This is a genomic window from Paenibacillus montaniterrae, assembly GCF_018403185.1.
Classification (GTDB): domain Bacteria; phylum Bacillota; class Bacilli; order Paenibacillales; family Paenibacillaceae; genus Pristimantibacillus; species Pristimantibacillus montaniterrae.
The window spans coordinates 294775-320560 of record NZ_BOSE01000004.1 but is presented as its reverse complement, the minus strand read 5'-3'; the positions used below and the strand labels follow the sequence as shown (position 1 = coordinate 320560).

Genomic DNA, 25786 nt, shown 5'->3' with positions numbered 1-25786 from the left:
AGCAAAGTCACTCTATAGCAAGAAGCTCGAGCCTGACTGCATCATGCAGAGTCTCGAGCTTTTGTTATTCAATAGGCTTACGATCTGGCGCGGATTTCCTGACGCATGAACAGGTAGTAGGATAGGCCAAAGCAGACAAAGGTCAAGGCCAGTAGCGCGGTAAGCTGCGGCCAGACGAGCAGGATGCTCTGTCCGAGCGCGAGTGGACTGTCCAGTGCCAATGTTACCTGCTCCATCGTCAGCACGCCAAGCGAACGGACATTGGGCATAAGCAGCGTAGTTGTGATGTCGCTAAACAGCTCGGCAGGGGAAATGCGGGACAGCAAATCCATTTGACCGTAATAGCGCAATATTTGCTCCGTGGTGCCGTTCTGATCAGGGAAGATCGCATTGGACACCAGGTTAATAATGATGCCATAAAAGACGGTAAAGAAAATCCAGATCGCTATCGACGATAATGCACTCGTTGCAGCCTGCTTGAAGCGAATCGAAAGCAAAATCGACAGATTGAGCCAGAAGCCGACGTATACAACTGCTGTCAGCAGGAAGCAGATAACCCGCACAAATTCCTCAGGTGTAGGCGGATAGCCGATGACGACCAGCCCCAACCCCATGACGAGAAAGCCAAGCGAGAAAATGACTACCGCAACAAGCAGCAGTGAGGAAATGAATTTGGCTTTAAGAAAGTCGTCTCGATAGATCGGCTGCGAAATCAGCCTGCTTAGCGTTCCTTTGCTGCGCTCGGTATTGACGGCATCAAAGCCTAGCGCAATCCCCATTAAAGGACCGAGAAAAGCGACGAATTGCGTGAATTGGGGAATGCTTCCGTCTGATAGCGTAAATATTTTCAAAAACAAAAACGTTTGCGTATTTCCAGAGTCGCTTTGCGCCTGCAAAGCAGTAATCGCCGAATAGATTGAGCCAATGCAGGCAAGCACGATTATAGCCAGCAGAATGGAAAAGCGCCATGAACGGATATGATCACCAAATTCCTTCTGCACCATTACCCAAAATGCTTTTCTCGATGCATTGGAATAAGGGCGCTGCTGCGCTGGCGCATGCTCGGAAGTACGCTTGTCGGAAGTGCGCTGGAATAAAGCTTCGGGCTTTAACTTGCCAAGCTTCTCCTGCCAGAGCCGAAGCGCTTGGTTAAGCTTTAGTTGCAGCTTCACGTGCTTCCCCTCCTTCGAAGTAACGGTGGTAAATATCGTCCAGACCGTACACTTGACGATGAATCATATAAAGCTCGCTATGCTCGGAGGCAAGCTTGGCGACGAGCGCAGTAATATCCTCGCTGCATGTAACCGTAACGCGCTGCGCAGAGCCAGGTGCTGCTGTCTCGATGGAAAGGACCTGCTCCAATGCTTCCAGCGCGGTTTTGAGCGGATTGTTCAAGGCAGCGACCTCGAGCTCAATCGTTACGGTTTTCTCTTCATTCAACGCTTCAGAAAGCTGGGCGATATTGCCGCAGGCAACCAGCTCTCCCTGTACGAACAAGCCGACACGATCACAGACCTGCTGCACCTGATGAAGATGATGCGAGCAAAGCAGAACGGTAATTTTCTCTTCCCGGCTCAAGGTGGAAATAAGCTCGAGCAGCTCGCGAACCCCTTCCGGGTCAATACCCAGCGTCGGCTCATCGAGAATAATAATTTCCGGCTGCTTGATCAGCACATCCGCCAGCCCAAGACGCTGTCTCATGCCGCGCGAGAATGCCCCGACCTTTTTGTTGATCGCGTTCTCCAGCCCAACCCGCTGCAGCAGCAGCTCGGCTTGCTGCTTGGCCTGCTTTGCGGCTATGCCATTTAAGCGAGCGGTGTATACGAGATTGTCGATTGCGGTTCGATCCTCGTAGAAGCCGATGTCATCCGGCATATAGCCGACCTTCGATTTAATTTCGATAGCATTGTAATTTGGGTCCAGCCCCAGCACCTTGACATCGCCAGAGGTACGATCCGTCAAGCCGAGCATCATCAAAATCGTTGTTGTTTTCCCCGCGCCATTCGGGCCAAGCAAGCCAAAAACTTCACCGCGATAGAGCGTCAAGTTCAGACCGTTAACCGCTGTATACTGATTGTATTTTTTAGTCAAATTGGTAAGCTCAATGACCGGTTCCACGTTTATCTCCTCCCATAGCGACGGAACAAGCTGTAAATGCCCAGCAGCACCGCTACAATGATCGCGACTCCTATCCAACCCCATAGTACGGAAGATTTAACAGTGACGCGAATCGAGGCGTCAGCAGATTTTTGATCTGTACGTGCTGATACACTCATCGCATAGTCGCCTGGCAGCGCATCCTCGCTGGATGTAATGATCGCTTGCACGGTTGCCGTTTTGCCAGGCTCAAGGCTTGCAATCGTTTTAGGCTCAAATTGCACCTGCCAATTTGTCGGCGTTACAGAGGAGACGCTAATATTTTCAAGTGCAGCCGTACCTGTATTTTCAACAATAAGCTCGATCGTGCTGTTGCCGCCAGCTCGAATCGAGGTGTTCAGCCGCTCGTCGCTTGTTTTAAGGGAAAGATTGTACGAGCCGATAATGGAAACCTCGATTTGCGCCTCTGCCTTGGTTGCATTGTTGTAGGCCGTAATTGGAATTTGATAATCGCCGGCAGCTACGCCCTCCGGAGCCGTTACCTGCACGCTAATCGTTTGAGAGGCGTTAGGCTCTAGCGTAACGGATGATACATAGTTGCTGTTCGACTGGAAGCGCACCTCCCAGCCGCTGGCAGGCGAAGCAGCCAAGGCATAGGTTTGCTCCTCGGCAGTATGGTTGCGCAGCGTAGCGGAGAAGGTGAAGTCAGAGCCGGCATAGCCCTCCATATTTTCCTGCTCGATCTCGAAGTTTGAATTGAACGTTCCTTTCTCAGCAACGACAACGGTCAGATCAAGCGAGGCGTCGCCGGCTGTCACCTTGAATTGATATTGTCCAGCGTCAATTTGCAGCGGCACATCGAGCCGCAAATTCAAGGATTGCGCTTCCCCAGCCTTCACTGCAACTTGCTGAACGTTTTTCCCCCCAGTAGTTAAATCGTAAACCCAGTCTTTATGATTGGTAGTGAAGCCAATATTGGCAAGCTGAGTCGAGCTTGTATGGTTAATAAGCTCGATTGAATACGTAATGGATTCGCCCGGCGCTGCTGTCAGCTGCCTGTATGGTGTATACAGCTCCAAATTGGTGGCAGCCTTGGCTGTCCCGGGACTAAATGCGAATCCCGTCCACAGTAATGCAATTGATAATGCCAGCATAAAAGCTCGGCGGCATGCTTTTAGCATGCTGATCCCTCCTGTCAGTTTTTTAGTGGGTGTTCAAAAAGCGTTGCTTTTTGAACTGCTTTTTTCGTATTCATTTAGCTATACGACAGGTTATAACGGTTTGGATTTATCGCGCATAAAATTTTTTTAGAGGAAGTTCAAAAAGCCCAACTTTGATGCCGATGTAGTCACATGTAGCTTTGTCAGCGTCGAATATGGGTTCAGCCGAAAGATGATGCTTTCGAAGTATGTTTCCTGCGGAAACATTGTAGGTGCTCACGTAGTCTTTATCTACGCTGCGCTCCGTCATTTCTAAGCTTCTCCCCATTTTCTTGGTCCTGAAAGCCGAGCTTTTTGAACTCTCACTTTAAGAAATTTTGAGACAATTGAGCGAGCAAAATTTTTGATTTATGATAATGGTATAGTGGGTTAAATTGGCCTGGTCTACAATGAGCAAAGGAGGAAGCCGTTGAAATGCTTGATAAGCAGTCTGGTACGGAGCTGTTGCAGTCCATACGCGAAGGCTCGCTTGACGCCTTTAATGAGCTGTATCAACAATATGTTCCGCTCGTCATGCATATCGCTCTTAAAATTGTCAATGATCGGATGGAAGCAGAGGAAGTATGCCACGATGTCTTTCTTGAAATTTTGCGCAAATGCCAGCATTATGACAGCAGCAGAGGCTCGCTTGATGCCTGGATTGCAGTTATTGCCCGCAGCCGCAGCAAGGATTATTTGCGCAGAAAGCAAAGGAGAGCAGACGTTGTGCCAATCGGGCAGGAGGTTACTGCAGTGGAAGCGGAGATTACTCCCGAGGCTGTTGCGCTAACCAAGCTCGATCGCGAGCTGGTGCGCGAGGCGCTGGCTGAGCTGCCTATGTCACAGCAAAAAGCGATATATGCCGCTTATTACAGTGAAAAAACACATAAGGAAATGGCCAGTGATTGGAAGGTGCCGCTCGGCACAGTGAAGTCATGGCTTCGATACGGCATCGGAAATTTACGCAAGCAACTGGAGAGAAAAGGTTTGCATGAAGCGAAGGAAAGGAAGGATGCTTATGACCAGCAGACATGAACAGCATTTGTCATGCAGTAATGGATATAGCGAGGAGCAGTGGGTTGATTTTGTGCTCGGCAATTTGAGCCATGCCAAGCGCCAGCTGCTTGAACAGCATCTTGCAGGCTGTCGCGCTTGCCGCCAGCACGTAGAGGAGTGGGGCGATTTGCTGGCAGATCATGGGCAGCTCGCCTGGAGCAATAAAGCTCAAGGTACAGCGGCGGCGCTTTATTCGGCTGGCGAGCAAGCAGCTGAAGGCTTGGAGCAGCCTTATTTATCCGAGAAGCATATGCGGTCCTTGCAGCGCCATGTGAAGCAACAAGCCAGATGGCATCAGCTTAAGACGAAGCTGAGCGAGCATAAATATGTGACGGGTGGTGTGGCTGCGGCTGTCCTGCTGCTTGCATTAATCTTTGCGCCGCAGGAGCCTGCGCAAAAAAATCCGGCGCATGTCGATCAGTATGTGCTTGATCACGAGCCTGGGGCCATGTCGTTTGTCAATGCAATCAACAGCGCAAGATATCGGGTTGAAACGGCTGAAGGGCAAAATAGCAGCGGCTATATTTGGCTGAAGGATGATTTGAGCGAGGCGTTTTTATGGCTGGAAAACTTGCCGCAAATCGGCTTGAACGATTATCAGGCGTGGGCGATTTCGGGCGAGCAGGCGAATAGTCTCGGCATTATACAGGTAGTCGGCTCTGAAGGGCATCTGTATATGGACATGCCGCTGCTGCATCCGAGCGATCTTATTACGCTGACGGTAGAGCCTAAGGGAGGCAGTCTGTCGCCAACCTCCGAGCAAATTTTATTAATCGTAAAGCAAAAGTAAAACAGACAAAGGTGTTCAAAGCGTCAATGGAGTTTGATGCTTTGAACACCTCTTTTTGTTATCGCTCGCTGCCATTACGCCTTGATGGCTGATATGATCAGAAACATGGGGCGCCGCAGCTCGTCCTGCATGTCAGGGATTTGCGCCAGCATGTCTGCTGAAGGCGTAGGCTCCTTGACTGCTGTAATCGTAAAGCCGGCCTCGATTACATCATTCATATAGGTCGATATCGTGCGGTGGTATTTGATTACGTTATCGGTTAAAAATGATGTGCTGCGCAAGCCTTCTGCCTGATAGTGATCGAGCGGCCAATGCAGCCGATTTCCTTCGTCGTCATAATGCCAGTCCTGCTCGCTGCGTGATGTAAAGATTGGGTGCTCTACAGAAAAGACAAAGCTTCCAGCGGGCTTTAGCAGATTATGCACCTTGCTGCATATTGCAGCAAACGATTCAATATAGTGGAATGCGAGCGAGCTAATGACAACATCGAATTGGGCATGTGAAAACTGGATGTCCTCGATTGGCATAAGCTGGTACGAAATGTGCGGATCTTCTGTCATTTCACGGGCTTTGCGCAGCATATTTTCTGAAATGTCTACGCCAATAACAGAGCTTGCCTGCTGCTGGCGCGCATAGCGGCAGTGCCAGCCAAAGCCGCAGCCGAGGTCCAGCACCTGTTTGTTGCGCAAATCTGGCAGCAGCTCGCGCAACACATGCCATTCTCCGGCAGCCTCCAATCCTTGAACAGATCTTGGCATTTGCTCATATTGAGAAAAAAATGCAGCCTCGTCATATTTATTTTGTTTCATCGTAAGTACACTCCTGAATTTATTGATGTAGCTGAGCTTGAAGTTTATTGTAAAATGCCTGCTCCTCCAGAACTTGAACTTGCGTCGTTAAGCCCAGCTCATGCTTATAATAACGAGCCAGCTTGCTTTGTTCAATCTCTTTTAGCTCCGGGTCGGGGTATGCATGCTTGACAAGGTAGTTATCCTCTGCCACCTGATAGATTGTTGTTTCCTCTCCCAATATCCAGTAGCTGTCCGGCTGTTTCACGGAGACTGCCTGCTTTAGAAACAGAACATATTGCTCTTGCGGCTTCATCAGCTTGCTGCTGACGTAATCTGTACAGCTATTTCCAGCCTGCAAAATATGAATCGTATCAAGTGCAGCGTCTCCCTTCCAAACAGTGAGCACCTTTGCTTGCCACAATGTTTTGGGCGAAGGCTGCTCAAGCTCTTCGACTAATTTCAAAATTTCCACACCAACAACGATGTCGGCTTCCTCCGCCGCGCGCTTGAAATCAAATGCTTCAATTGTCTGCTTGCTGTTTCGGGATGCTTCCATAGCGGAACAGAGCCTCGCTTGGCTATGGGTGACGCTTGCATCGGGCAAGGATGCAGCATGCTGCTGCCGGGCATAGCTCGGTTCATAAATGCTGCTCGCCAACAGCAAACTGGCAAGCAGGACAGTAGTTAATACGCTTCTTGCACTTATCATGAGATCACCTCTATTGTTAGTAGACGTGTTGCTATTTACAATAGTTACAAATTACGCAACAATGTTCCACTTTTTTTGTGCGCAGCAGCAGCTGGACTGCCGCTATGCTCTATGTAAAAAAATACCGCTTGAATAATGGCTCACGGCGAGGTGTATAATAATATAGAACATATGTTCTGTAAGGTGGAAGGGTGATAATTATGCAGCGAGTGGTCATGTTAGCTGACTGCCAGTCTTTTTATGCAACAGTAGAAAAAGTCGCTCATCCCGAGTACGCGAATCGTCCTGTCGTTGTTGCCGGTGATCCGGAGCGGCGCTCAGGCATTGTTTTAGCCGCCTGTCCCATAGCCAAAAGCTTTGGGGTAACGACGGCGGAGACGCTGGGGGAAGCGCTAGCCAAATGCCCGCAGCTTGTCGTGATTCGCCCGCGTATGCAGGAGTATATTAAGGTTTCCTTGCATATTACATCGATTTATAACAGCTTTACAGATCTCGTTGAGCCTTACAGCATTGATGAGCAGTTTCTGGATGTTACAGGATCGCTGCATTTATATGGCGGTGATGTGCAAGCGTTGGCCCAAGCCATTCAGCATGAGGTGAAGCTGATGACGGGAGTATATATTCGGATTGGCATCGGCAGCAACAAGGTGCTGGCGAAGATGGCCTGCGACAATTATGCTAAAAAAAATCGTTCAGGCATTTATATGCTGCAGCAGGATGATCTTCGCAACACCCTGTGGTCGCTGCCTGTAAGCAGCATGTTTATGGTAGGACGGCGCATGACGCGCCATTTGAATAGAATTGGCGTGCATACGATCGGCGAGCTTGCCAACACGCCGCTTGCCGTATTGCGGCGCCGCTGGGGAGTCAATGGCGAGGTGCTTTGGCGATTTGCCAACGGAATTGATTTCAGTCCAGTCTCGCCCTCTACGCATCAGACGCAAAAGCAAATCGGGCATCATATGACGCTGCCGCGCGATTATGTCAGCTTGCAGGAGCTAAAGGTGCCGCTGCAGGAGCTAAGCGATCTGGTCTGCCAGAGAGCGCGCGCGAAAGGCTATATGGGCACAACAGTGGCTGTAACTTGCCGTGGAGCTAATTTTGATTATCCAACAGGCTTTCACCGTCAGCTCAAGCTGGAGGAGGCCACCTATGTATCTACGGTCGTATTTCAAACTGTGATGAAGCTGTTTCATCAGCATTGGGACGGCTTGCCTGTTCGCAGCATTGGCGTTTCACTGGCTGGTCTTGTCAGCGATCAAATCGTGCAGCTGTCCTTATTTAACCAAAGTGAGAAGCAGCTTGCCCTGGAGCGTACAACCGATCTGATTAAAGCTCGCTATGGCGAAACTGCGATTATGCGAGCCGTCTCAATAACTGATCCAGGGCAAGCACGCGACCGAGCCAACAAAATAGGAGGGCATTACAAATGAGCAATAAGCTAAGCGGAAATATATTGTGGGAGTCTTCAAGAATGATGCTGCCTGAGCATAAGGAGGCCATCAATCGCTTCAATCAATCGCTGCAAATAAGAAAAAGAGCCCAGCTGGATGAGCAGGAGCAGGAATTGATCAATCGGGCGCTGCAGCAGTCGCTGCGGCATCGCATAGCGCTGACGATTCATATGTACGATCCTTATGAGCAGCTGAGCATCATCGGTGTCGTTGATCGAATTGACAAGCAGCTGCAGCGATTTATGGTTGACGGCGAATGGTTTTGCTTGGCGGAGGTTGTACGCGTTGAGTTTGAATAGCAGCAAAATGAAAATGAACTCAAGCAGGCGGCGAGGGGGAAATGCAATAATCCGCTGCTTGAATCCATGTCCTATACAGTATATGCATCGTTTATTATACTTAGCCATCCAGGGGGCGAAAAGGCGGTGAAAGAGGTCACTGAGCGTGTTTTCAGACACGCCCTAATAGACTGGCAATATAGCTTTCCATGTCCGCCGGATCATCCTTCGGAGCGAAGCGCTTCAACACACGACCCTCTTGATCGACAATAAATTTGGTAAAATTCCATTTGATAGATTTGGAGCCAAGCAGACCAGGCGCTTCCGCCGCTAAATGCTGAAAGAGCGGATGAGCGTTTTTGCCGTTTACATCGATTTTGCCATAAAGCGGGAAGCTTACGCCAAAGTTAAGCTCGCATGCCTGGGCAATCTCATCATTGCTGCCAGGCTCTTGATTGGCGAATTGATCGCAAGGAAAGCCGAGTACAGCGAGACCTTGCTCCTTATAGGTTTCGTAAAGCTTTTGCAGCCCTTTGAACTGGGGAGCAAAGCCGCATTTGGTAGCGGTATTAACAATAATCATTACTTTGCCCTTGTAGGCAGCAAGCGTTTCCTTCTCGCCCCGGATCGTTTGCACCTCGATATTATAAATAGACATTAGCCACAACTCCTCACGAAAATTAATTTATCACAATTAAATTGTATGCAATATAATTTCTAATGTCAAGCTGAAGCTCGGTTTATGCTTTGACATCAGTTTCTGCAGGTGATACTATGAAAAAAATTGTATGCAATTGAATGGTAGGTGAGCAAAGTTGAGCATTCAGGAAACTTTAAAATTGGACGATCAAATATGCTTTGCGCTATATGTTTGCTCGAAAGAGGTTATGAAGCAGTACCGCCCTATTTTGGAGGAAATTGGGCTGACCTATACACAATATATTACGATGCTGGCGCTTTGGGAGAAGGAAAATGTAACGGTAAAGGAGCTCGGCGCCAAGCTGTATTTGGATTCGGGAACGTTGACGCCCTTGCTGAAAAAGCTTGAAGCTGCCGGACTTATTAGCCGTGTGCGCGATCAGCAGGACGAGCGCAATGTAGTGATCACCTTGACATCAGCAGGACGAGACCTGGAGCAGCAGGCTCAAAGCATTCCATGCCGCTTGTTTGAGCAAAGTGAGGTTAGTGTCGAGGAGCTGCAAAGCCTTCACACTCAGCTGCACCGCATGCTAGGCAAATTGAAGGGCGAACAGTCTCAAACCTAATAGATGATAATTGGCCGCTATACTCATAGCGGCTTTTTTCATGCAGCAAAATCTGCAGCTTAAGTACACAAAAGTGCGTCTTATACCGTTATTATAGTGGTATGAAGGATTTACCTGCATAATGGATGCAGGAGCAGGGGGGTTACGAAATTGAAGGTTCGAATCGATGTGGATGCCAAGCATGAGGAAACAGTCATTACGATTCAGGCAAAGGAATGGACCAATGAACTGGCTGAGCTAGTAAAAACAATCCAGCAATCGACTACTGCGACAGGAAGGTTAATCGGAATTGAAAATGAGCGCTCTGTGCTGCTGGAGCCTGCGGAAATTGATTATGTGTATGCAGAAAACCGACGGGTTATTGCTGCTACAGCAGCGAGCAGAATCGAGCTGCGGATGAAGCTTTATGAGGTAGAGGAGCTGCTAGCTCCCAAGCAATTTATGAGGTTTTCCAAATCAGTTATCGGAAACATTGCCCGCATTGCCCGCTTTGAGCTGATGTTCAATGGAAACTTGTGCGTACACTTTAAATCCGGCAATAAGGAATATGTATCGCGCTCATATGTGTCAGCACTAAAGCAGCGACTCATCCTGGGAGGTGACAAAAATGAACGTTAAGGTAATAGATGTGCTGGCGCGTATAATGGGAGGCTTTGGCTTCACGGCAATAATTACCTTCGTCACGTTAACTGCTTTGCTTGTAAACGGAATTGAGCCGCAGCTAGTCGACATCTGGAAAAAAATGCTGGGAAGCATGATTATGGGCGCCTTTTTTGGCCTCGCCTCGTATTTGTTTCAGGTGCCGCACTGGAGTCCGTTAAGACAAATTGCTACACATTTTAGTCTGTCGATTATTATTTTCTTTCCGATTGCAATCTGGGTTGAATGGCTGCCTGCAAAGCCGCTGCCGCTTCTGATCGGACTGCTCACTTTTATGGCGATCTATGCGTGCTTTTGGGCAAGCTTTGCTTTTTACTATCGCCGGGAAATAAAGGATTTGAACAATAAAATAAACGATAAATGACGGGAAGGGAGCTGGAGCAATGAAGGTAGCGTTGCAGCTGGATAACGTATTCAAGCAGTATAAAGCAGGTAAGCAAGCGGTAAATGGAGTCAGCTTTCGCGTAGCAGAAGGAAGCTGCTTCGGACTGCTGGGACCTAACGGTGCTGGAAAATCGACGATTATGAAGCTGATTGCAGGCATTATTCCGTTGGATCAAGGCGAAATTACGCTGCTGGAGCGGCCCATTGCGCAAATGCGCGGCAGGCTTGGCCAAAGCGTAGGCTACGTGCCGCAGGAAATTACGCTGTATGAATCGCTCAACGCATGGCAGAATTTGCACTTCTTCGGTAAAATGTACGGCTTGCGCGGCAAGCATTTGCAGGAAAGAATCGCTCTTGTGCTGGAGCAGGTCGGCTTAAGTGAGCGTGCGCGCGATAAGGTAGGAAGCTATTCTGGCGGAATGAAGCGCCGCATCAACATAGCAGCAGCGCTGCTGCATGAGCCGAAGCTGGTCGTCCTGGATGAGCCAACAGTAGGCATCGACCCGCAGTCCCGCAATCATATTTTTGAGCTGATACGAGGCATGCAGAAAGCCGGCATTACCGTGCTTTATTCGACCCATTACATGGAAGAGGTAGAGCTGCTGTGCGATGAGCTGGCAATATTGGATCATGGCCGGGTCATTGCCGCAGGCGAGCTGCGAGAGGTGCTCGGACAGCATATGGGGTCTGCTGTTTATGTAGAAGTAGATAACTGGCAGGGGCCAGAGCAGCTTTTTGCCAATGCGAAGGTCCGTGCAGAAGGCAATGGCTGGCTCATTGAAGGCAGCAGTGCACTGCAAATTATGCATGAGCTGACAGGGGCATTGCTGCAATCCGGTCATCAGGTGCGGGCACTTGAGCTGCAGCAGCCAACATTGGAAAGTGTATTTATCAAATTAACAGGTGCGGCATTACGAGATTAGAAGGGGGTAGAGCTATGGTATTTTCGTTATTTGCGAAGGAGCTGCGATTGATCTTTCAGGATAAGAGCATGTACTTTTGGATGCTCGCGCTGCCGATTGTGTTTATCGTTATTTTCTCAACTATTTTTAGCGGCGCTGACGCTGAAAATGGAAATGCAGTTGGTCAAATTGTTCCTGGCTACACCGTCATGTTTATGTTCTTCATTATGATCTCGATCGTACAGCACTTTTTGCGTGATCGCGATTCTGGCATGCTGGCGAGACTGAGCAGCACTAGCATTCGCCCCGTTCCATTTATGCTGGGCATGTGGCTGCCGCATATTGTTGTATTGCTTATTCAGTCTGCTGTTTTGCTCGGGTTTGGCCGTGCAGTCTACGGCTTGTCTTTAGGCAATATTGCGTCTGTTATTATGATTGTGCTCGCCTTGGCCATATGTGCAACGGGTCTGGGCCTGGTGCTGGCGATGCTGAGCCGCAGCCTGAATGCAGCCATTGCGATAGTTCAAATCGTTACGTTTGGCGGTGCCGTACTTGGCGGATTATGGTTTCCTTTCAGCAGTCTGCCAGAGGGTGTTCAGGCTGTCGGTCAATTTACTCCTCAGCGCTGGGCGCTGCAGGCGCTGCAAGCGGCCATGCTGGAGCAAGCAGGGCTCCAGGCTGCTGAGGTTTGGCAAGCTGTGCTGCTTCTATTCATGATCGGCGCGGCTGCGGCTGGAGCAGCAATTCTGCTCTATCGACGCTTTGCTGAAAAAAGCTTCAGAACCTAGGGCGTCAAAGCTAAGCAGCTTTCAGCCAGCGAGCTAATTTGTAAATCTTGCTATTTCATTCGATTTCACCCACATCAAGCATTCATTGCGCTACAATAAAATTAAAGTCTAGTTAACTCTGGAACAGATTGGAGCCAATGAGATGGAAAACACGATAAAGCAACAGCTGCTGGAGCTGGCGGATGAAAAGTATAAAGCCTTTACGTCTGCATTAATCCCGAATATAAACAACATAATTGGGGTACGCTTGCCAGAGCTCCGCAAAATAGCTAAGCAGCTTGCAAAAGGAGACTGGCGCACCTATCTTGCGCATGCAGAAGCGGATTGGTTTGAGGAGGTCATGCTGCAAGGGATGGTTATTGGCAGCGTGAAAGCGGAAATTGATGAGGTGCTGCGCTATGTCGCGGAGTTTGTACCTAAAATCGACAACTGGTCGGTATGCGACAGCTTTTGCGCGAGCCTTAAAATAACCGCTGCCCATAAACAAGCGGTATGGCAATTTCTCCAGCCGTATTTGCGGTCCAGTGAGCCGTATGAGATTCGCTTTGCAGTCGTAATGCTGCTGAATTACTATGTGGATGATGAGTATATAGGTGAAGCGCTGGGCTTGCTTGATTCAATCAGACATGAGGATTACTATGTCAAAATGGCGGTAGCATGGGCAGTTTCGATCTATTTTGTAAAGCTGCCCGCCCCGACATTGGCCTATCTAAAGCAATGCACGCTCGACAATGAAACCTATAATAAAGCGCTGCAAAAAATTATCGAGTCCACGCGAACTAGCAAGGAGACGAAGGATTTGATGCGCAGCATGAAACGGAAATAGACTTGGAACAGCCTGGCTCGAAGCAAGGAGCAGGCTGTTTTGCTGTTTTAGGAAACGTTTGTCAGGCGAGTTGATTTGACAGTGAGCTTGACGATAAGCTATAATCCAATTGAAATTAGTAAATCAGTAAATTACTAAATTACTAAATTGAAAAACAGCTAATCATTTTGTAATGAAGGAATGGAGATTCATTGATGAAAATACCAACTACCTTAAAACATAAACCTGTCATTGTTTGTGAAAATTATGAAAATGTAGATGGAAAATATGCCTACAGTTCGGATGCAAAGGGCATTTCGCTAGGCTTGGCGCAATGGAATGACCGCGGTAAAATCGATATTTCAGCTAAGGTATGGAGGCATACCGGGGGAAAGTGGTCCAGACAATCTGAAGAGCTGCCGCTTCATCGTGTTATCGACCTTGCCATTCTTGTTTGTCGGGCGAAGCTTCACTTTCAGGATGCCTACCGCTACGAGAAATTGTATGATCCGGAAAATCCGGTGATCGATAGAGTCGGCATGCAGGGCGACGCCATGACGGTGGAGGTATGTCAGGAGAATGAAATGATCGACGAGGATATTCGTCTATTCAACCAAGTGCTGAGTGATGACGGAGAGCTGCTTGGAGAGAGACTGCGTGTGCTATCAACTATATTGAAAGAGATGGGATATTGATGAATAGGAGAAAAGAATTAATTGAGCAGTATAAGCAAATGAAACCGGATATGGGTATATTTTGGATATGCTCGAAAGCAACGAATAAATGCTTTATTGAAACCTCGCAAAATTTAAAAGGAAAAATGAACAGCACCTTGTTCCAGCTCAATGCAGGATCGCATCCCAATCAAGAGCTTCAGAGAGAATGGACTGCGTCCGGAGCTGACCAATTCAACATCGAGATTTTAGAGCTGTTGAAATATGACAAGGACGAAACGAAAACAGATTATACGGAAGAACTAGAGATATTAAGATTGATGTGGGAAGAGAAGCTGAAGGAAAGAAAGCTGGAGTTTTATAAAAAAAGAGCGGTGTAAGCGCGCAAGGAGCAAGCTGAATATTTTCAAGAACGACGACAACACACAAAGAGCGGCCTTCCAGCAAAGGTCGCTCTTTGTGTGCATTTGTTGCTCCAACCTGCTATTTAAGCGCTTGTCAATTTACTACGGCGCCTGCTGCTCCAGCTTGAGCAGCTTTGCTTTCATGGCCATTCCGCCACGGTAGCCGGTAAGCGCACCGTTTTTGCCAATTACGCGATGACATGGAATAGTAATAAGCACTGGATTGGCGCCAATGGCAGCGCCTACTGCACGCACAGCTCCTGGCTTTTGGATTGCTTGAGCAATATCTGAATAAGATTTTGTTTCCCCATACGGAATGTCAGCCAAAGCTTTCCAGACCGCTTCTTGAAAAGGGGTGCCTTCATAAAAAACCGGAGCTGTAAATTGGCTCAGCTTGCCCTGCAAGTATTGCATAAGCTCATCTGCAAAGGGCTGCAGCCTGCTGTCATCTCTAACTAGCGTATGCTTGGCATATTTGGCTCTGGCCCATGCTTCAAGCTCTGCAAGCGGACGATTGTTGGAGCCGACGAAGATTACTCCTTCCTCATTGGCAGCAACATGGAGCTGCCAGTCATCCAAGCATACAGTTGACCAATAAATTGTCTCGCTTGGTTTCGTTGACATTATGATCACTTCCTTGTTATCATTTGCGGCTTTTTCGATACGCCTCTGGCGTCTGCCCTGTTTTTTGCTTGAACAAGGTGATGAAGTAAGAGGTGTTGGGCAAGCCAACAAGGGACGCAATTTCAGTAATGGGCAAATTTGATTCGCGCAGCATCGCTTTGGCTGCGTTTATTCGTTGCTGCTGTATATAATAAACAGGCGTTATGCCTTTCACTTTTTTGAAGATGCGCTGTAAATGATAGGGAGAACCATGACTAAGCTGAGCAAGCGTATCGAGCGATAACGGCTCCTGATAATGGCTATCTATATAGCTGGTTACGAGATCAATCCATTCTTCGTCAGGCAGACGGCTTCCAGTAGGCTTGCAGCGTTTGCAGGGACGAAAGCGGGCGTTTAACGCCTTCTCTGCCGTTAAAAACATGCAAATGTTCTCTCTGATCGGCAATTTGGATTTACAGGAAGGGCGGCAGAAAATCCCCGTCGTTTTCACTGCATAAAAAAACTGGCCATCGTATGCTGAATCATTATCGGTAATGGCTTGCCATTGCTCATCAGATACAGGCGTTAACAAGGGCTGCTGATGTTCATTGCTGCTGCCTTTAAATAGCTCAGCTTCAGCTTCTTTATTTTTTGACATGCTGCTTGCACCTCCTTCTTTAGTATAGCGCTAAATAGAGGTGCTTGTATGCGAATTGGAATGTAAAAGCAAGATAGTGAAATTAATAGCGAGCTCGCCAATCAATTTCTTGTGATATCTGACGGCCTAATTAAAACCCGATTTAAATAAGCGCATGACTAGGCGCGGGAGATAGACAAGCAGCTCCACCATTACATCCAGCCAATATCCATTTTCAATTGTTTTCTTACTGAATTTTCTTTTCATTTCCATCATTCTCCTTTAACTAAATAGTACGGAGCCGAGCTTAATTGGTTTCAAGTCCTCGCATTCATGCTGCAACAAGCATCTGCATAACAACGTTCAACATGCGCATACTGTGAAGGACATGAAGCAGACATTGGCTGGAGTTAGATGGGAGGATACATATGGTATTTGTGATAACGATTATTATCGTAACACTCTTCGCCCTGTGGGGCATTATTGCGCCTGAGCAACTGGCTACTGTTGCAAACCAGGCATACAATTTTTCCATTCAAAATTTTGGCTGGTTTTATTTAATGGCTACTTTGTTTTTTCTTCTGTTTGCGTTTTACTTGGCGTTTAGCCGCTTTGGGGCGATTCGCTTAGGCGATGACGATGACGAGCCTGAATATTCTACGCTGACCTGGCTGTCGATGCTGTTCAGCGCTGGCATGGGGATTGGGCTCGTATTTTGGGGAGTAGCAGAGCCGCTTTCCCATTATATTTCGCCGCCTGAAGGCGCAGAAGGAGGAACGCCAACAGCGGCAAGGCTGGCAATGCGTTACTCGTTTTTTCATTGGGGACTGCATCCTTGGGCGATTTATACGATTATAGGTCTCGCGCTTGCTTATTTTCAATACCGCAAAGGCTATAAAGGCTTAATCAGCTCTACATTTATTCCGCTTGTTGGACAACGCGCAGTTGATGGCTGGCTGGGGAAAGTAATTGATATTTTAGCTGTTATCGCTACTGTATTTGGTGTTGCAACCTCATTGGGGCTGGGAACGCTGCAAATTAATGGCGGGCTCAATCATTTGTTTGGAATTGCCAATTCGGCCGTTACGCAAATCATCATTATCGTAATCGTGACTGTGCTGTTCCTGGTATCAGCGACTACAGGCCTGAACAAAGGGATAAAAATTTTAAGCAATACGAATCTTATAATCGCCGTTTTGCTGCTGCTGTTTGTATTGGCAGTTGGACCAACCTCGTTTATTTTCGAAACGTTTACGACCTCGCTGGGCAGCTATTTGCAAAATATTATGAATATGAGCTTAAGGCTGACTCCGTTTTCCCGAGATACGTGGATCGGGGCGTGGACGCTTTTTTATTGGGCTTGGTGGATTGCTTGGGCCCCATTTGTCGGCACATTTATAGCGAGAGTGTCAAAAGGGCGAACAATCAAGGAATTTGTTATATATGTCATTATTATTCCGAGCTTGTTCGGTTTCATTTGGTTTTCCGTATTTGGCGGTACAGGTCTGCATTTAGAAATGTTTAATGTGGTCAACTTATCAGACGTGGTGGCGCAGGATACAACGATAGCGCTTTTTGTTACACTTGAGAACCTTCCTTTGGGCACCATTATTGCGTTTATCGCTACACTTTTAGTTACGATATTTTTTATTACATCCGCCGATTCCGCAACCTTTGTGCTCGGCATGCTGACCACGGATGGCAATTTGAATCCGAGCAACAAGGTTAAGCTTGTTTGGGGCGTGTTGCAATCCGCAATCGCGGTTGCGCTGCTGCTCAGCGGCGGCTTAAGCGGACTGCAGACAGCCTCCATTGTAGCGGCTCTGCCTTTTGCAATTGTATTGATCGGGATGTGCTTTTCCTTGCTTAAAGCGCTGCAGGCTGAGGATAAGGAACGGCGCAAAAAAGAAAAGCTGCAGCGCCAAAAGCTGAGACGACTGCTGGAGGAAAATTTGCAACCTAATCCCAATTAAAGCGGAGCGACTTCGCTGCCCAGATATGCCTCTAACAACCTCGAAGCCTATTTACGGTTTCGAGGTTTTTCTTGCTAGCAACGGGCTTCTGCTGCAGGCCAACGTAAATGTATGGATAAAAAAGCGTTGGCTGGAAACGATAAAAGCAATTGATTGGTTTGGAGGGAATGCTTTGGATATGAAACATACGGTAGAAACAATGGACGTACTCTCGACTGATCTTTATGAAAATTTGAAAGCACTAAATACTCTTTTGAATGATCCTAGCGATTTGACCACTAAAGTGATAGCAGTTGGAGGCAGCAAATATAAAGCAGCTATTGTTAGCTTGGAGGGCCTGTCTGATCAGCTGCTGCTCAAGGAACAGGTCATTAATCCTATCCAGCAAAATACGAGCATGTCCGTTGAGTCTCTTCTCAATCCGACTCAGGCTTTACAAGATATTGAGAATCAAATGATTTCTTTGCAGGTGCCTGCACGTACTGGCCAATGGGAAACGATCATGTCTTTTTTATTATCCGGAGATGCTGTGCTGCTGCTTGATGGTGCTGATGAAGCATTAATGATTAAAAGCCGGGACTGGCCTTCACGCAGTATCGAAGAGCCGCAAACAGAGGCGCTCGTTCGCGGACCTCGCATAGGATTTACAGAAAGTATCGAGACCAATATATCCTTGCTGAGAAGACATATCAAGCAACCAGAGCTGATGATCATGCCCCACACCATCGGCAGAAGATCAAAGCAAACGCTGTGCATCGTTTATATTAAAGGGATTGCCAACTCTAGCTTGGTTAATGAAGTCGAGCGTAGAATAAAATCTTTGAATCTGGATTACGCTCCAGAATCGGGAACGATAGAGCAGTGGATTGAAGACAGCTCGCTATCTCCGTTCCCGCAAATTCTTAACACAGAACGCCCAGATAAAGTAACAGCAGCACTGCTGCAAGGGAAGGTGGCGATTTTGCTGGATGGAACTCCGTTTGTGCTCTTGTTGCCATTTACATTTGTTTCCTTGCTGCATTCACCGGAGGATTATTATGAAAGATGGGTTATCGGCTCATTAATAAGGCTGCTTCGACTGGTAGCTGTATTCGCTACGCTATTTTTACCAGCTCTTTATATTGCGATTCTATCGTTTCATCCAGGAATGATACCATTCAAGCTTGTTGTCTCAATCGCTGCCTCCAGAGAAGGCGTGCCCTTTCCGGCAGTTATCGAAGCCCTGTTAATGGAAGTGACGCTGGAATTGCTGCGCGAAGCGGGTATTCGTCTTCCGAAGCCTATCGGTCAAACCATCGGCATCGTAGGCGGGCTTGTCATAGGTGAAGCGGCCGTTCAAGCGGGGATTGTCAGTCCGATTATGGTTATTATTGTAGCGTTAACGGCAATTTCGTCTTTTGCGATCCCATCCTTTAGCGCAGGCATTTCCTTTCGCATGCTGCGATTCATCACAATGATTTCTGCCAGCTTTCTCGGCCTGTACGGAATCGTGATGCTGTTTATTATGATTTGCCTTCATCTCATAAGGCTGCACAGCTTTGGCGTTCCCTACTTGGCTCCAATAGCGCCGTCCTTTAAAGGAGATTGGAAGGATATGTTTTTGCGAGTGCCTGTTACCTGGCTGACAAAAAGGCCGGTATTTATGAAGCCTGGTGACACTCATCGGGCAAAAAAGCGGTGATAGTTAATTTATGAAAAACGAATTGATTAATGAGCAAATGAGCAATAAAGAAATTGTATATACGGTAAGCAATATGATTATTGGCTTCGGCATCCTGACGCTGCCAAATACCATTGTCAAAACGACCGTCTCCTCAGACGGCTGGATCTCTGTTTTGCTTGGGGGCGGAGTGGCCATACTATTTGCATGGCTGATCGGGAAATTGGGGGAGTCTTTTCCGGGCGAACATTATCATACGATGGTGACTCGTATTGTCAATCGCCAAGCAGCACATATATTAACGCTCTGCTTCACCCTATACTTTTTATTATTTGTCAGCTATCAAATTCGCGGTGTATCGACAATTACAAGACTGTATTTATTTGATAACACGCCAGAGGAATTTATCGGGTTTATCTTCTTGCTGGTGCTTGCATATGGCGTCGCCGGTCCAAGCATCGCGCTGGTAAGATTGAACCTGCTGTTTTTTCCGGTACTGGTTTGTATTTTGCTAGCAATCGTTATTTTGAATATTGGGAGCTTTGACGTTCATCATCTGCTCCCTGTATTGAAGTCGGATTTTACTGGTATATTACAAGCGTCCAAAGAAACGATACTATCCTATTTAGGCGTAGAAATTATGTTGTTCTATAACATTTTCGTTTTCAAAAAGAAGAAGGCAACAGCGCCCATCGTTTATGGAGTAATGATTTCAACTGTTTTGTATTTACTGCTTTTTATTGTTGTAATCGCCGTTTTTGGATCAGTTGTAACAGAGCACACCTTATATCCGATAGCTGAATTGGCAAAGGAGGTTGAGGTTCCGGGAGAAGTATTTGAAAGATTTGAGTTTTTCTTCTTTGTCATTTGGCTAATCTCTTTATTCTGTACCAATGTAATGGCCCTTGATGTCGCAATCGTGGGTGTGATGTCGATTTTTCCAAAGGCTCGAAGGATCAGCATCATCACTGCGTTGCTGCCGTTGATGTACATTATTGGCTTGCTGCCTAGCGGCTTGTATGAGCTGCATATATTTGCAGATTGGATCAGCTATTTTGGAATTGGCGTTGCGTGGTTCATTCCAGCGTTGCTGCTTCTAATGGTCAAACTTAAGGGAGGAAGAGCGCATGAATAAATTAATTAAAGCTATGCTTGCTGCTGCTCTTTTATTGCTTATGACAGGCTGCTGGGACCAAATTGAAATTGAAGAGAGAGGCTTTGTTGTCGGATCTGCTTTGGATGTCGCAGAGGATGGGAAAATTGCACTCACCTTTCAAATTGTGCTGCCCGTGCAAATGAAAGGGGGCAGCGGGCAAAAGGATGAAGGAGGCAGTCCGTATATTAACCTTACCTCAACCGCGGACACAGTATTTAAGGCAGCGCGCAATATGTCTAATGAAATGAGCCGCTCGCCCTACTTGGCCCACAATCAAGTCATTATCATTTCCGATGAATTGGCTAGAACAGAACATATGGGAGATATTTTGGACGTATTTGTGCGAGATCATGAAAGCCGGAGAGCCTCTAAAATTATGATCTCCAATGGCAAGGCGAGTGATATGTTGAAAATCAGATCGGGGATTGAGACGCTGCCTGTACAATATATAAGCTCGACGCAAGAAAACCCCGATAAGAGTGAATCAATAACGCCGCCTACTAATATAGGCGATCTGCATGATTTGCTTTTGTCTAATTCAAGCTATGCGCTGCCAAGAGTGCATAAGGTAGAAGGGGACAGAATTTCTACCTCTGGAGCTGCCGTATTTAACGGGAGAGATCATAGGCTTATCGGATATTTGAACGAGGCCGAAACGACCGGGCGAAATATGATTTTGGGCACGGTGAGAACGGCTTCGTTGGAGCTGAATACTGATCAGCGAAAGCTGCTGTTCGAAGTGCGAGAGTTTCGTCGCATGATTAAAGTGAGTGAAGGTCCGCACGGCTTGCCCATGTTTGATCTCATTATATCTGTTAAAGGCGTAATCGGAGAATCAGGTCTGGAGGAAGTAGAAATGATGGAGCAATTAAACGAAGAAATCAAATTGAAGGTGGAAGACAAAATAAAACAGTATATATCCCGGGTTATTGACAAATCACAAAATGAATATCGCTCAGATTTTTTAGGGTTTGGCAGCAAGCTGTACGAGCAGCAGTATCATTTGTGGAAAAAATACGGCGATGACTGGGATCGCGGCGAATTTATATATAGTCAGTGCAACATTAATGTAAAGGTTGATGTGAAAGTTACAACAATAGGCACCGTCACCAAATCAAAATAAAGGAGCGAATCAAGATGGAGCTTCGCTATGACCTGCTGCTTAATCCAATCGTCATCCTATGTACGTTATTGTTAATCGCAATTCCACTTCTGGTGCATTATATTAACCGATATTTGCATACATATGGTGATCCGCCCTGGAAGCAGCCGCAGGAGAAGGAGGAAGAAGAGTAGCGAAAAATGAAATGTAAAAAATTTCTATGTCGATATATTTACAAAAATTGGGGAATATGCTATCTTTTATTTGAAAGCGCTACCATGATCTGATAGATAGAACAATTATTTATCATTTTTTTACATGGAAAGGAAAGATGAAAATGAAACGTTTGTTCCGAAAGTCGAGCGCATTTATCGTTACACTAGCTTTATTGCTTGGATTAATGGTTGTCCCCGTTCAAGCAGACAGCGTCCTTTTCACGATTGAAGGAGAAGACGCACAGCTCACCTCAGATCTTCAAGTAGTGACTCAAATTTACGGACAGCCTAAGCCCGGCTTCTCGGGTGACGGATTTGTCTGGATGCAAAACTCTGGTACGATTACCTTCACGGTAACCGTTCCGGAAACAGGCATGTATGAGATCTCAACTAGATATATGCAGGAGCTTAGTCCTGATGGCAGGCTTCAATATTTAACGGTTAATGGCGCTACGAAGGGCTCCTACATGCTGCCGTATACAACCGAGTGGTCCAATTTCGATTTTGGCTTTCACAAGCTGACGCAAGGAAGCAACACCATCCAACTGAAGGCTGGCTGGGGCTTCGCTTATTTTGACACCTTCACAGTAGATTTTGCCGATCTTGATCCCCTTGATGTGCAGCCAGTCCTTTCCGACCCTCTCGCGACACCTGAAACACAGCTATTGATGAATTATTTAACGGACGTTTACGGCAATCATATTATATCCGGTCAGCAGGAAATTTATGGCGGCGGCAATGACGGCAATTTTGAGCTGGAATTTGACTGGATCTACAATTTGACCGGAAAATATCCGGCGATCCGCGGCTTCGATTTTATGAACTATAATCCATTATACGGCTGGGAGGACGGCACAACCGATCGAATGATCGATTGGGTGAATAACCGCGGCGGGATTGCGACAGCCTGCTGGCATATCAATGTGCCGCGCGACTTTAACTCTTATGAGCTCGGGGAGTTTGTAGATTGGAAGGAAGCCACCTACAAGCCGACAGAAACGAATTTTAATACAGCAAATGCAGTCATTCCTGGTACGAAGGAATATCAGTATGTGATGATGACGATTGAGGATTTGGCGGAGCAGCTGCTCATCCTGCAGGAAAACAATGTGCCGGTAATTTTCCGTCCTTATCATGAGGCGGAGGGCAACGGCGGATTGAACGGCGAAGGCGCGTGGTTCTGGTGGGCTTCAGCAGGCGCAGATGTGTACAAGCAGCTGTGGGATCTGCTCTATACCGAGCTGACAGAGACATACGGCGTGCACAATTTAATCTGGACCTACAACAGCTATGTATATAGCACTTCTCCTGCTTGGTATCCTGGCGACGATCAAGTAGATATTGTTGGCTATGATAAATACAATACCATTTACAATCGTTATGACGGCTTGTCGGGCGTGCCTAATGAGGATGCGATTACTTCAATTTTCTATCAGCTCGTAGACTTAACCGACGGGACGAAAATGGTAGCGATGACAGAGAACGATACCGTACCAAGTCTGCAAAATCTGATAGAGGAAAAAGCGGGCTGGCTCTACTTCTGCCCATGGTATGGCGAGCATCTCATGAGCACCGCCTTTAACTATCCAGCAACTCTGACGACGCTTTATCAAAGCGACTATGTGATTACCTTGGACGAGCTGCCTAATTTGAAGGTTGAAAATCCTAATCCGAGTGCGTCGATCTCTCCCGTTAGCGTCGAATTTGACAAGTATGCGCCTAATCAAAGCGACAAAGCGATAACCGTGAATAGTAACGGCAATACACTAAACGCGATTCGCGCAGGCGGAAATGCATTGAGCGAGAACGAGGATTATACATGGAATGGAAGCACGCTGCTGCTGAAAAAAGAATACCTTGCTCAACTTCCGGTTGGCGAGCATTCGATTGTCTTTGATTTTAATCAAGGGCAAGATCCGGTATTGAAGGTGAAAGTAGTCGATTCGACACCAAGCGCTGCGATTTCTCCTGTAAATGCGACATTTGATAAAGCGGTAAATTTGCAGCAGGATATTGCCGTAACGCTTTCATTAGATGGGCATCAGCTGACTAGCATTGTCAATGGCAATGATACACTACAAGCGGGACAAGACTACGTGGCTTCAAGCACTGAGGTCGTTTTAAATAAATCGTATCTTGCAACGCTGTCGCTTGGCGCAAATGTGATCACCTTCCAGTTTAATGGAGGAAACAACGCTGAGCTTACCGTAAATGTTGTGGACAGCAGCGTCCCTGCACCCGCGGCGGAGTTAACGATTCAAGCCTTCAATGGCAATACGAGCGCCTCTACGAACGGAATTTCGCCTAAATTTAAAATTATCAATAACGGGGATTCGGCGATTCAGCTTAGTGATGTAAAATTGCGCTACTATTACACGATTGATGGCGAGAAAGCTCAAAGTTTCTGGAGCGACTGGGCCAGCATCGGCAGTGCGAACGTAACCAGCCAATTTGTGAAGCTGGATAATCCGGTTGCCGGAGCTGACTATTACTTGGAAATTGGCTTTACGAGCGCTGCTGGAACGCTTAACCCTGGGCAAAGCGCAGAAATTCAAGCTCGCTTCTCCAAAAACGACTGGTCCAATTACAACCAGGCTGATGATTACTCGTTTCATGCAACCGCCAATCAGTTCGCCAATCATGAACAGGTAACCGGCTATTTGAACGGTCAGCTTGTATGGGGGATTGAGCCATAAACGGAGTGCTCACTTTGGAGCCGCGAAGTCGAGGACGAGGTACTTTCTTTTTAGAGAAGCTGGAAATCGGCTTGGCTGATTTGGTTGAGATTGATCGCATATCTCCCAAAGGGGTGGCTGCCGGGAGTTGTTTTGGTGCAATTTAACATTAACCTAGCCTAATAGCAAAAACGCCTGAATCCCAATCATATAAAGGGGTTCAGGCGTTTTCTTATGTATAAAGCCAAGGCTCAAATCGTTCTACTGGCGTCCCAGGAGGGATTCGAACCCCCGACAACTCGCTTAGAAGGCGAGTGCTCTATCCAACTGAGCTACTGAGACGCATGTCTAATAATATAACAGACAATTTTTGAATTGACAATATCTTTTTCGGAAAAAAATAAAAAAAATTTTCGGAGCTGATTTTTTATTTGTTTACATCATGCTATAATTTGACGATAGATAGAGTAAAAGTTTGTTCAAAAAGCCTTATTTCATGTGCGGTTAGGCGGTGTTAATATTTCAGATCAACCAAGTAAAAAGCAAAATCAATCAGACAATGTATATTTATTTCCTTCAATGCTCGATCAGTACCAGCTTCAGCTAACTCAATTTCTTGAAAAGGAAATGTATGAGGAAGCGAAGGAGCTGCTGCGCTTTCTGCTGCAATGCCAGGGCGACGAACGGCAGTATGCGCTTGAATGGGGGAATCTGCTAAGCTGGCTGGAGCAAGCATTTCCCAACGGCGATGCTGCCGATGAGCTGGATGGAAATGAAGAGCTGGAGCAGCAGTTTAGACGTGCTGCCCTAGGCGATTACGGCTCAATCAGCTCTGAGGAGGCAAGCGCTAAAATTATAAGCCTGCTTAGGGACGCGTCTTCGACAGATCAGCATATGCTGGCGCTTGAGCGTGCGGAATTTATTGAGTCTGATCAGCTTGACGAGCAATTGATTGAGTGGCTGACAACAGAGGAGCTTCATCCTGCGCTGCAGTTCAAAGCGCTGCAAACCTTGAAAAAAAGAGGCGCGACTGGTACGGTCGAGCTGGATCGCTTAGGAGAGCGCGTAATACTCGAGATAGAGGCTACACCGCTCACGCTAAATGAGTTTCCGCCGTCTGTAAATGCGATTTTGGAAAAAGCAATCTCTGCGCTGGAATCGGTCGATGTAACGATGCCAATTCTTGTCACTGAGCTATGGATGGAATGCTTGCAATGCTTGTATGGTACGCGCAGCTACGGATGGATGCTGGATGAGGATCAATATATCGAGGATTGCTTTGCAGCCGGGCTGCATACGACGATTCAGCTCATTGTTTACGGGCGCGCGATAGAGGACGATATCCGTGAAATATATGGAATTACGGACGAATATCGCTTCCGCTATGAACAGGCTAGCCGCATAATTCGAGACGTTGCGCTCTATTTGCAGGAGCTTGGTTAATTCATGCCTTGAAAAGAAGTTGTAACTTGTATATAATAGAGTGGTTTATTAGACGTGAAAACATGT

At 47.0% G+C, this 25786-nt stretch carries 27 protein-coding genes and 1 tRNA gene; 19 read left to right on the top strand and 9 right to left on the bottom strand.

Features of this window, described 5'->3' with window-relative positions:
* Window positions 1-77: 77 nt before the first annotated feature.
* Genes KJS52_RS13015 through KJS52_RS13005 form a run of 3 tightly spaced genes read right to left on the bottom strand, consistent with a single transcriptional unit; the run spans window position 78 to window position 3278 of the window.
* Complete coding sequence (locus tag KJS52_RS13015) at window positions 78-1172, bottom strand: ABC transporter permease (RefSeq protein ID WP_246563507.1); 1095 nt, start codon at window positions 1170-1172, stop codon at window positions 78-80.
* Entirely contained in the window at window positions 1150-2118 is a 969-nt protein-coding gene (locus KJS52_RS13010) for an ABC transporter ATP-binding protein (protein WP_246563505.1), read from the bottom strand. Before KJS52_RS13010 ends, KJS52_RS13015 begins: the two co-directional genes overlap by 23 nt.
* 2 nt (window positions 2119-2120) lie before the next feature.
* Window positions 2121-3278 (bottom strand): COG1470 family protein, encoded by a 1158-nt coding sequence (locus KJS52_RS13005; RefSeq protein WP_213515732.1) that lies wholly within the window; start codon window positions 3276-3278, stop codon window positions 2121-2123.
* Between the two features lie 453 nt (window positions 3279-3731).
* Here KJS52_RS13005 and KJS52_RS13000 point away from each other — a divergent pair, with 453 nt between their 5' ends.
* Together KJS52_RS13000 and KJS52_RS12995 are read left to right on the top strand one after the other, a co-directional pair.
* Window positions 3732-4331: an RNA polymerase sigma factor gene (locus KJS52_RS13000; RefSeq protein ID WP_213515730.1), complete on the top strand. Its 600-nt coding sequence runs from the start codon at window positions 3732-3734 to the stop codon at window positions 4329-4331.
* Window positions 4315-5142 carry an anti-sigma factor gene (locus tag KJS52_RS12995; RefSeq protein WP_213515728.1) on the top strand — a complete coding sequence of 276 codons (828 nt, stop codon included), beginning with the start codon at window positions 4315-4317 and terminating at the stop codon, window positions 5140-5142. Before KJS52_RS13000 ends, KJS52_RS12995 begins: the two co-directional genes overlap by 17 nt.
* 74 nt (window positions 5143-5216) lie before the next feature.
* On the opposite strand, the gene KJS52_RS12990 is transcribed toward KJS52_RS12995, so the two are convergent.
* Both KJS52_RS12990 and KJS52_RS12985 read right to left on the bottom strand, forming a co-directional pair.
* The gene (locus KJS52_RS12990) at window positions 5217-5951 is read right to left on the bottom strand and encodes a class I SAM-dependent methyltransferase (protein ID WP_213515726.1); all 735 of its coding nucleotides are present in this window, start codon (window positions 5949-5951) and stop codon (window positions 5217-5219) included.
* A 19-nt stretch (window positions 5952-5970) separates the two neighbouring features.
* The gene (locus KJS52_RS12985) at window positions 5971-6642 is read right to left on the bottom strand and encodes a hypothetical protein (protein WP_213515724.1); all 672 of its coding nucleotides are present in this window, start codon (window positions 6640-6642) and stop codon (window positions 5971-5973) included.
* A 200-nt stretch (window positions 6643-6842) separates the two neighbouring features.
* On the opposite strand from KJS52_RS12985, the gene KJS52_RS12980 reads away from it, so the two are divergent.
* Both KJS52_RS12980 and KJS52_RS12975 read left to right on the top strand, forming a co-directional pair.
* Entirely contained in the window at window positions 6843-8075 is a 1233-nt protein-coding gene (locus tag KJS52_RS12980) for a DNA polymerase IV (RefSeq protein WP_246563543.1), read from the top strand.
* On the top strand, window positions 8072-8395 hold the full coding sequence (locus tag KJS52_RS12975) for a YolD-like family protein (RefSeq protein ID WP_213515722.1): 324 nt from the start codon (window positions 8072-8074) through the stop codon (window positions 8393-8395). The genes KJS52_RS12980 and KJS52_RS12975 overlap by 4 nt, the downstream gene beginning before the upstream one ends.
* 151 nt (window positions 8396-8546) lie before the next feature.
* On the opposite strand, the gene KJS52_RS12970 is transcribed toward KJS52_RS12975, so the two are convergent.
* Window positions 8547-9032: a glutathione peroxidase gene (locus KJS52_RS12970; protein ID WP_213515720.1), complete on the bottom strand. Its 486-nt coding sequence runs from the start codon at window positions 9030-9032 to the stop codon at window positions 8547-8549.
* Between the two features lie 181 nt (window positions 9033-9213).
* On the opposite strand from KJS52_RS12970, the gene KJS52_RS12965 reads away from it, so the two are divergent.
* From KJS52_RS12965 to KJS52_RS12930, 8 genes are all read left to right on the top strand, one after another.
* Window positions 9214-9639 (top strand): MarR family winged helix-turn-helix transcriptional regulator, encoded by a 426-nt coding sequence (locus KJS52_RS12965; protein WP_246563503.1) that lies wholly within the window; start codon window positions 9214-9216, stop codon window positions 9637-9639.
* 150 nt (window positions 9640-9789) lie between these two features.
* Window positions 9790-10257 (top strand): LytTR family DNA-binding domain-containing protein, encoded by a 468-nt coding sequence (locus tag KJS52_RS12960; protein WP_213515717.1) that lies wholly within the window; start codon window positions 9790-9792, stop codon window positions 10255-10257.
* Window positions 10247-10663 carry a DUF3021 domain-containing protein gene (locus KJS52_RS12955; protein WP_213515715.1) on the top strand — a complete coding sequence of 139 codons (417 nt, stop codon included), beginning with the start codon at window positions 10247-10249 and terminating at the stop codon, window positions 10661-10663. Before KJS52_RS12960 ends, KJS52_RS12955 begins: the two co-directional genes overlap by 11 nt.
* Window positions 10664-10682: 19 nt before the next feature.
* Window positions 10683-11606 carry an ABC transporter ATP-binding protein gene (locus tag KJS52_RS12950; protein ID WP_213515713.1) on the top strand — a complete coding sequence of 308 codons (924 nt, stop codon included), beginning with the start codon at window positions 10683-10685 and terminating at the stop codon, window positions 11604-11606.
* Between the two features lie 14 nt (window positions 11607-11620).
* Window positions 11621-12373 (top strand): ABC transporter permease, encoded by a 753-nt coding sequence (locus KJS52_RS12945; protein WP_213515711.1) that lies wholly within the window; start codon window positions 11621-11623, stop codon window positions 12371-12373.
* A 142-nt stretch (window positions 12374-12515) separates the two neighbouring features.
* Window positions 12516-13199, top strand: coding sequence for a DNA alkylation repair protein (locus KJS52_RS12940; protein WP_213515709.1), 684 nt, complete (start codon window positions 12516-12518; stop codon window positions 13197-13199).
* A 194-nt stretch (window positions 13200-13393) separates the two neighbouring features.
* Window positions 13394-13873 (top strand): DUF6530 family protein, encoded by a 480-nt coding sequence (locus KJS52_RS12935; RefSeq protein ID WP_213515707.1) that lies wholly within the window; start codon window positions 13394-13396, stop codon window positions 13871-13873.
* A complete protein-coding gene (locus KJS52_RS12930; RefSeq protein ID WP_246563500.1) occupies window positions 13873-14232 on the top strand; it encodes a GIY-YIG nuclease family protein in 360 nt (119 codons plus the stop codon). The genes KJS52_RS12935 and KJS52_RS12930 overlap by 1 nt, the downstream gene beginning before the upstream one ends.
* A gap of 126 nt (window positions 14233-14358) precedes the next feature.
* Here the strand turns inward: KJS52_RS12930 and KJS52_RS12925 are convergent, their stop codons facing one another.
* Both KJS52_RS12925 and KJS52_RS12920 read right to left on the bottom strand, forming a co-directional pair.
* Window positions 14359-14880, bottom strand: a complete 522-nt coding sequence (locus KJS52_RS12925; protein ID WP_213515702.1) for a methylated-DNA--[protein]-cysteine S-methyltransferase — start codon at window positions 14878-14880, stop codon at window positions 14359-14361.
* 19 nt (window positions 14881-14899) lie between these two features.
* Window positions 14900-15517: a bifunctional transcriptional activator/DNA repair enzyme AdaA gene (locus KJS52_RS12920; protein ID WP_213515700.1), complete on the bottom strand. Its 618-nt coding sequence runs from the start codon at window positions 15515-15517 to the stop codon at window positions 14900-14902.
* Between the two features lie 407 nt (window positions 15518-15924).
* Here KJS52_RS12920 and KJS52_RS12915 point away from each other — a divergent pair, with 407 nt between their 5' ends.
* The 6 genes from KJS52_RS12915 to KJS52_RS12890 all read left to right on the top strand — a co-directional run bounded on the left by KJS52_RS12915 (window position 15925) and on the right by KJS52_RS12890 (window position 24298).
* A complete protein-coding gene (locus KJS52_RS12915; RefSeq protein ID WP_213515697.1) occupies window positions 15925-17469 on the top strand; it encodes a glycine betaine uptake BCCT transporter in 1545 nt (514 codons plus the stop codon).
* Between the two features lie 178 nt (window positions 17470-17647).
* Window positions 17648-19150, top strand: coding sequence for a spore germination protein (locus KJS52_RS12910; RefSeq protein ID WP_213516164.1), 1503 nt, complete (start codon window positions 17648-17650; stop codon window positions 19148-19150).
* 10 nt (window positions 19151-19160) lie between these two features.
* The gene (locus KJS52_RS12905) at window positions 19161-20264 is read left to right on the top strand and encodes a GerAB/ArcD/ProY family transporter (RefSeq protein WP_213515695.1); all 1104 of its coding nucleotides are present in this window, start codon (window positions 19161-19163) and stop codon (window positions 20262-20264) included.
* Complete coding sequence (locus KJS52_RS12900; protein WP_213515693.1) at window positions 20257-21408, top strand: Ger(x)C family spore germination protein; 1152 nt, start codon at window positions 20257-20259, stop codon at window positions 21406-21408. The genes KJS52_RS12905 and KJS52_RS12900 overlap by 8 nt, the downstream gene beginning before the upstream one ends.
* 14 nt (window positions 21409-21422) lie before the next feature.
* Window positions 21423-21581 (top strand): hypothetical protein, encoded by a 159-nt coding sequence (locus KJS52_RS12895; RefSeq protein WP_213515691.1) that lies wholly within the window; start codon window positions 21423-21425, stop codon window positions 21579-21581.
* Window positions 21582-21724: 143 nt separating this feature from the next.
* On the top strand, window positions 21725-24298 hold the full coding sequence (locus tag KJS52_RS12890) for a cellulose binding domain-containing protein (protein ID WP_213515688.1): 2574 nt from the start codon (window positions 21725-21727) through the stop codon (window positions 24296-24298).
* A 244-nt stretch (window positions 24299-24542) separates the two neighbouring features.
* Here KJS52_RS12890 and KJS52_RS12885 read toward each other — a convergent pair.
* Window positions 24543-24619: transfer RNA gene (locus KJS52_RS12885), tRNA-Arg, on the bottom strand.
* Between the two features lie 156 nt (window positions 24620-24775).
* Here KJS52_RS12885 and KJS52_RS12880 point away from each other — a divergent pair.
* The gene (locus tag KJS52_RS12880) at window positions 24776-25720 is read left to right on the top strand and encodes a hypothetical protein (RefSeq protein WP_246563498.1); all 945 of its coding nucleotides are present in this window, start codon (window positions 24776-24778) and stop codon (window positions 25718-25720) included.
* Window positions 25721-25786 lie beyond the last annotated feature (66 nt).

Bases quoted from the DNA above. Each gene is read 5' to 3' on its own strand.
- KJS52_RS13005 (WP_213515732.1), bottom strand. From the start codon at position 3,278: ATGCTAAAAGCATGCCGCCGAGCTTTTATGCTGGCATTATCAATTGCA.
- KJS52_RS13000 (WP_213515730.1), top strand. From the start codon at position 3,732: ATGCTTGATAAGCAGTCTGGTACGGAGCTGTTGCAGTCCATACGCGAA.
- KJS52_RS12995 (WP_213515728.1), top strand. From the start codon at position 4,315: ATGACCAGCAGACATGAACAGCATTTGTCATGCAGTAATGGATATAGC.
- KJS52_RS12990 (WP_213515726.1), bottom strand. From the start codon at position 5,951: ATGAAACAAAATAAATATGACGAGGCTGCATTTTTTTCTCAATATGAG.
- KJS52_RS12985 (WP_213515724.1), bottom strand. From the start codon at position 6,642: ATGATAAGTGCAAGAAGCGTATTAACTACTGTCCTGCTTGCCAGTTTG.
- KJS52_RS12980 (WP_246563543.1), top strand. From the start codon at position 6,843: ATGCAGCGAGTGGTCATGTTAGCTGACTGCCAGTCTTTTTATGCAACA.
- KJS52_RS12975 (WP_213515722.1), top strand. From the start codon at position 8,072: ATGAGCAATAAGCTAAGCGGAAATATATTGTGGGAGTCTTCAAGAATG.
- KJS52_RS12970 (WP_213515720.1), bottom strand. From the start codon at position 9,032: ATGTCTATTTATAATATCGAGGTGCAAACGATCCGGGGCGAGAAGGAA.
- KJS52_RS12955 (WP_213515715.1), top strand. From the start codon at position 10,247: ATGAACGTTAAGGTAATAGATGTGCTGGCGCGTATAATGGGAGGCTTT.
- KJS52_RS12950 (WP_213515713.1), top strand. From the start codon at position 10,683: ATGAAGGTAGCGTTGCAGCTGGATAACGTATTCAAGCAGTATAAAGCA.
- KJS52_RS12945 (WP_213515711.1), top strand. From the start codon at position 11,621: ATGGTATTTTCGTTATTTGCGAAGGAGCTGCGATTGATCTTTCAGGAT.
- KJS52_RS12940 (WP_213515709.1), top strand. From the start codon at position 12,516: ATGGAAAACACGATAAAGCAACAGCTGCTGGAGCTGGCGGATGAAAAG.
- KJS52_RS12935 (WP_213515707.1), top strand. From the start codon at position 13,394: ATGAAAATACCAACTACCTTAAAACATAAACCTGTCATTGTTTGTGAA.
- KJS52_RS12930 (WP_246563500.1), top strand. From the start codon at position 13,873: ATGAATAGGAGAAAAGAATTAATTGAGCAGTATAAGCAAATGAAACCG.
- KJS52_RS12925 (WP_213515702.1), bottom strand. From the start codon at position 14,880: ATGTCAACGAAACCAAGCGAGACAATTTATTGGTCAACTGTATGCTTG.
- KJS52_RS12920 (WP_213515700.1), bottom strand. From the start codon at position 15,517: ATGTCAAAAAATAAAGAAGCTGAAGCTGAGCTATTTAAAGGCAGCAGC.
- KJS52_RS12915 (WP_213515697.1), top strand. From the start codon at position 15,925: ATGGTATTTGTGATAACGATTATTATCGTAACACTCTTCGCCCTGTGG.
- KJS52_RS12910 (WP_213516164.1), top strand. From the start codon at position 17,648: ATGAAACATACGGTAGAAACAATGGACGTACTCTCGACTGATCTTTAT.
- KJS52_RS12905 (WP_213515695.1), top strand. From the start codon at position 19,161: ATGAAAAACGAATTGATTAATGAGCAAATGAGCAATAAAGAAATTGTA.
- KJS52_RS12900 (WP_213515693.1), top strand. From the start codon at position 20,257: ATGAATAAATTAATTAAAGCTATGCTTGCTGCTGCTCTTTTATTGCTT.
- KJS52_RS12895 (WP_213515691.1), top strand. From the start codon at position 21,423: ATGGAGCTTCGCTATGACCTGCTGCTTAATCCAATCGTCATCCTATGT.
- KJS52_RS12890 (WP_213515688.1), top strand. From the start codon at position 21,725: ATGAAACGTTTGTTCCGAAAGTCGAGCGCATTTATCGTTACACTAGCT.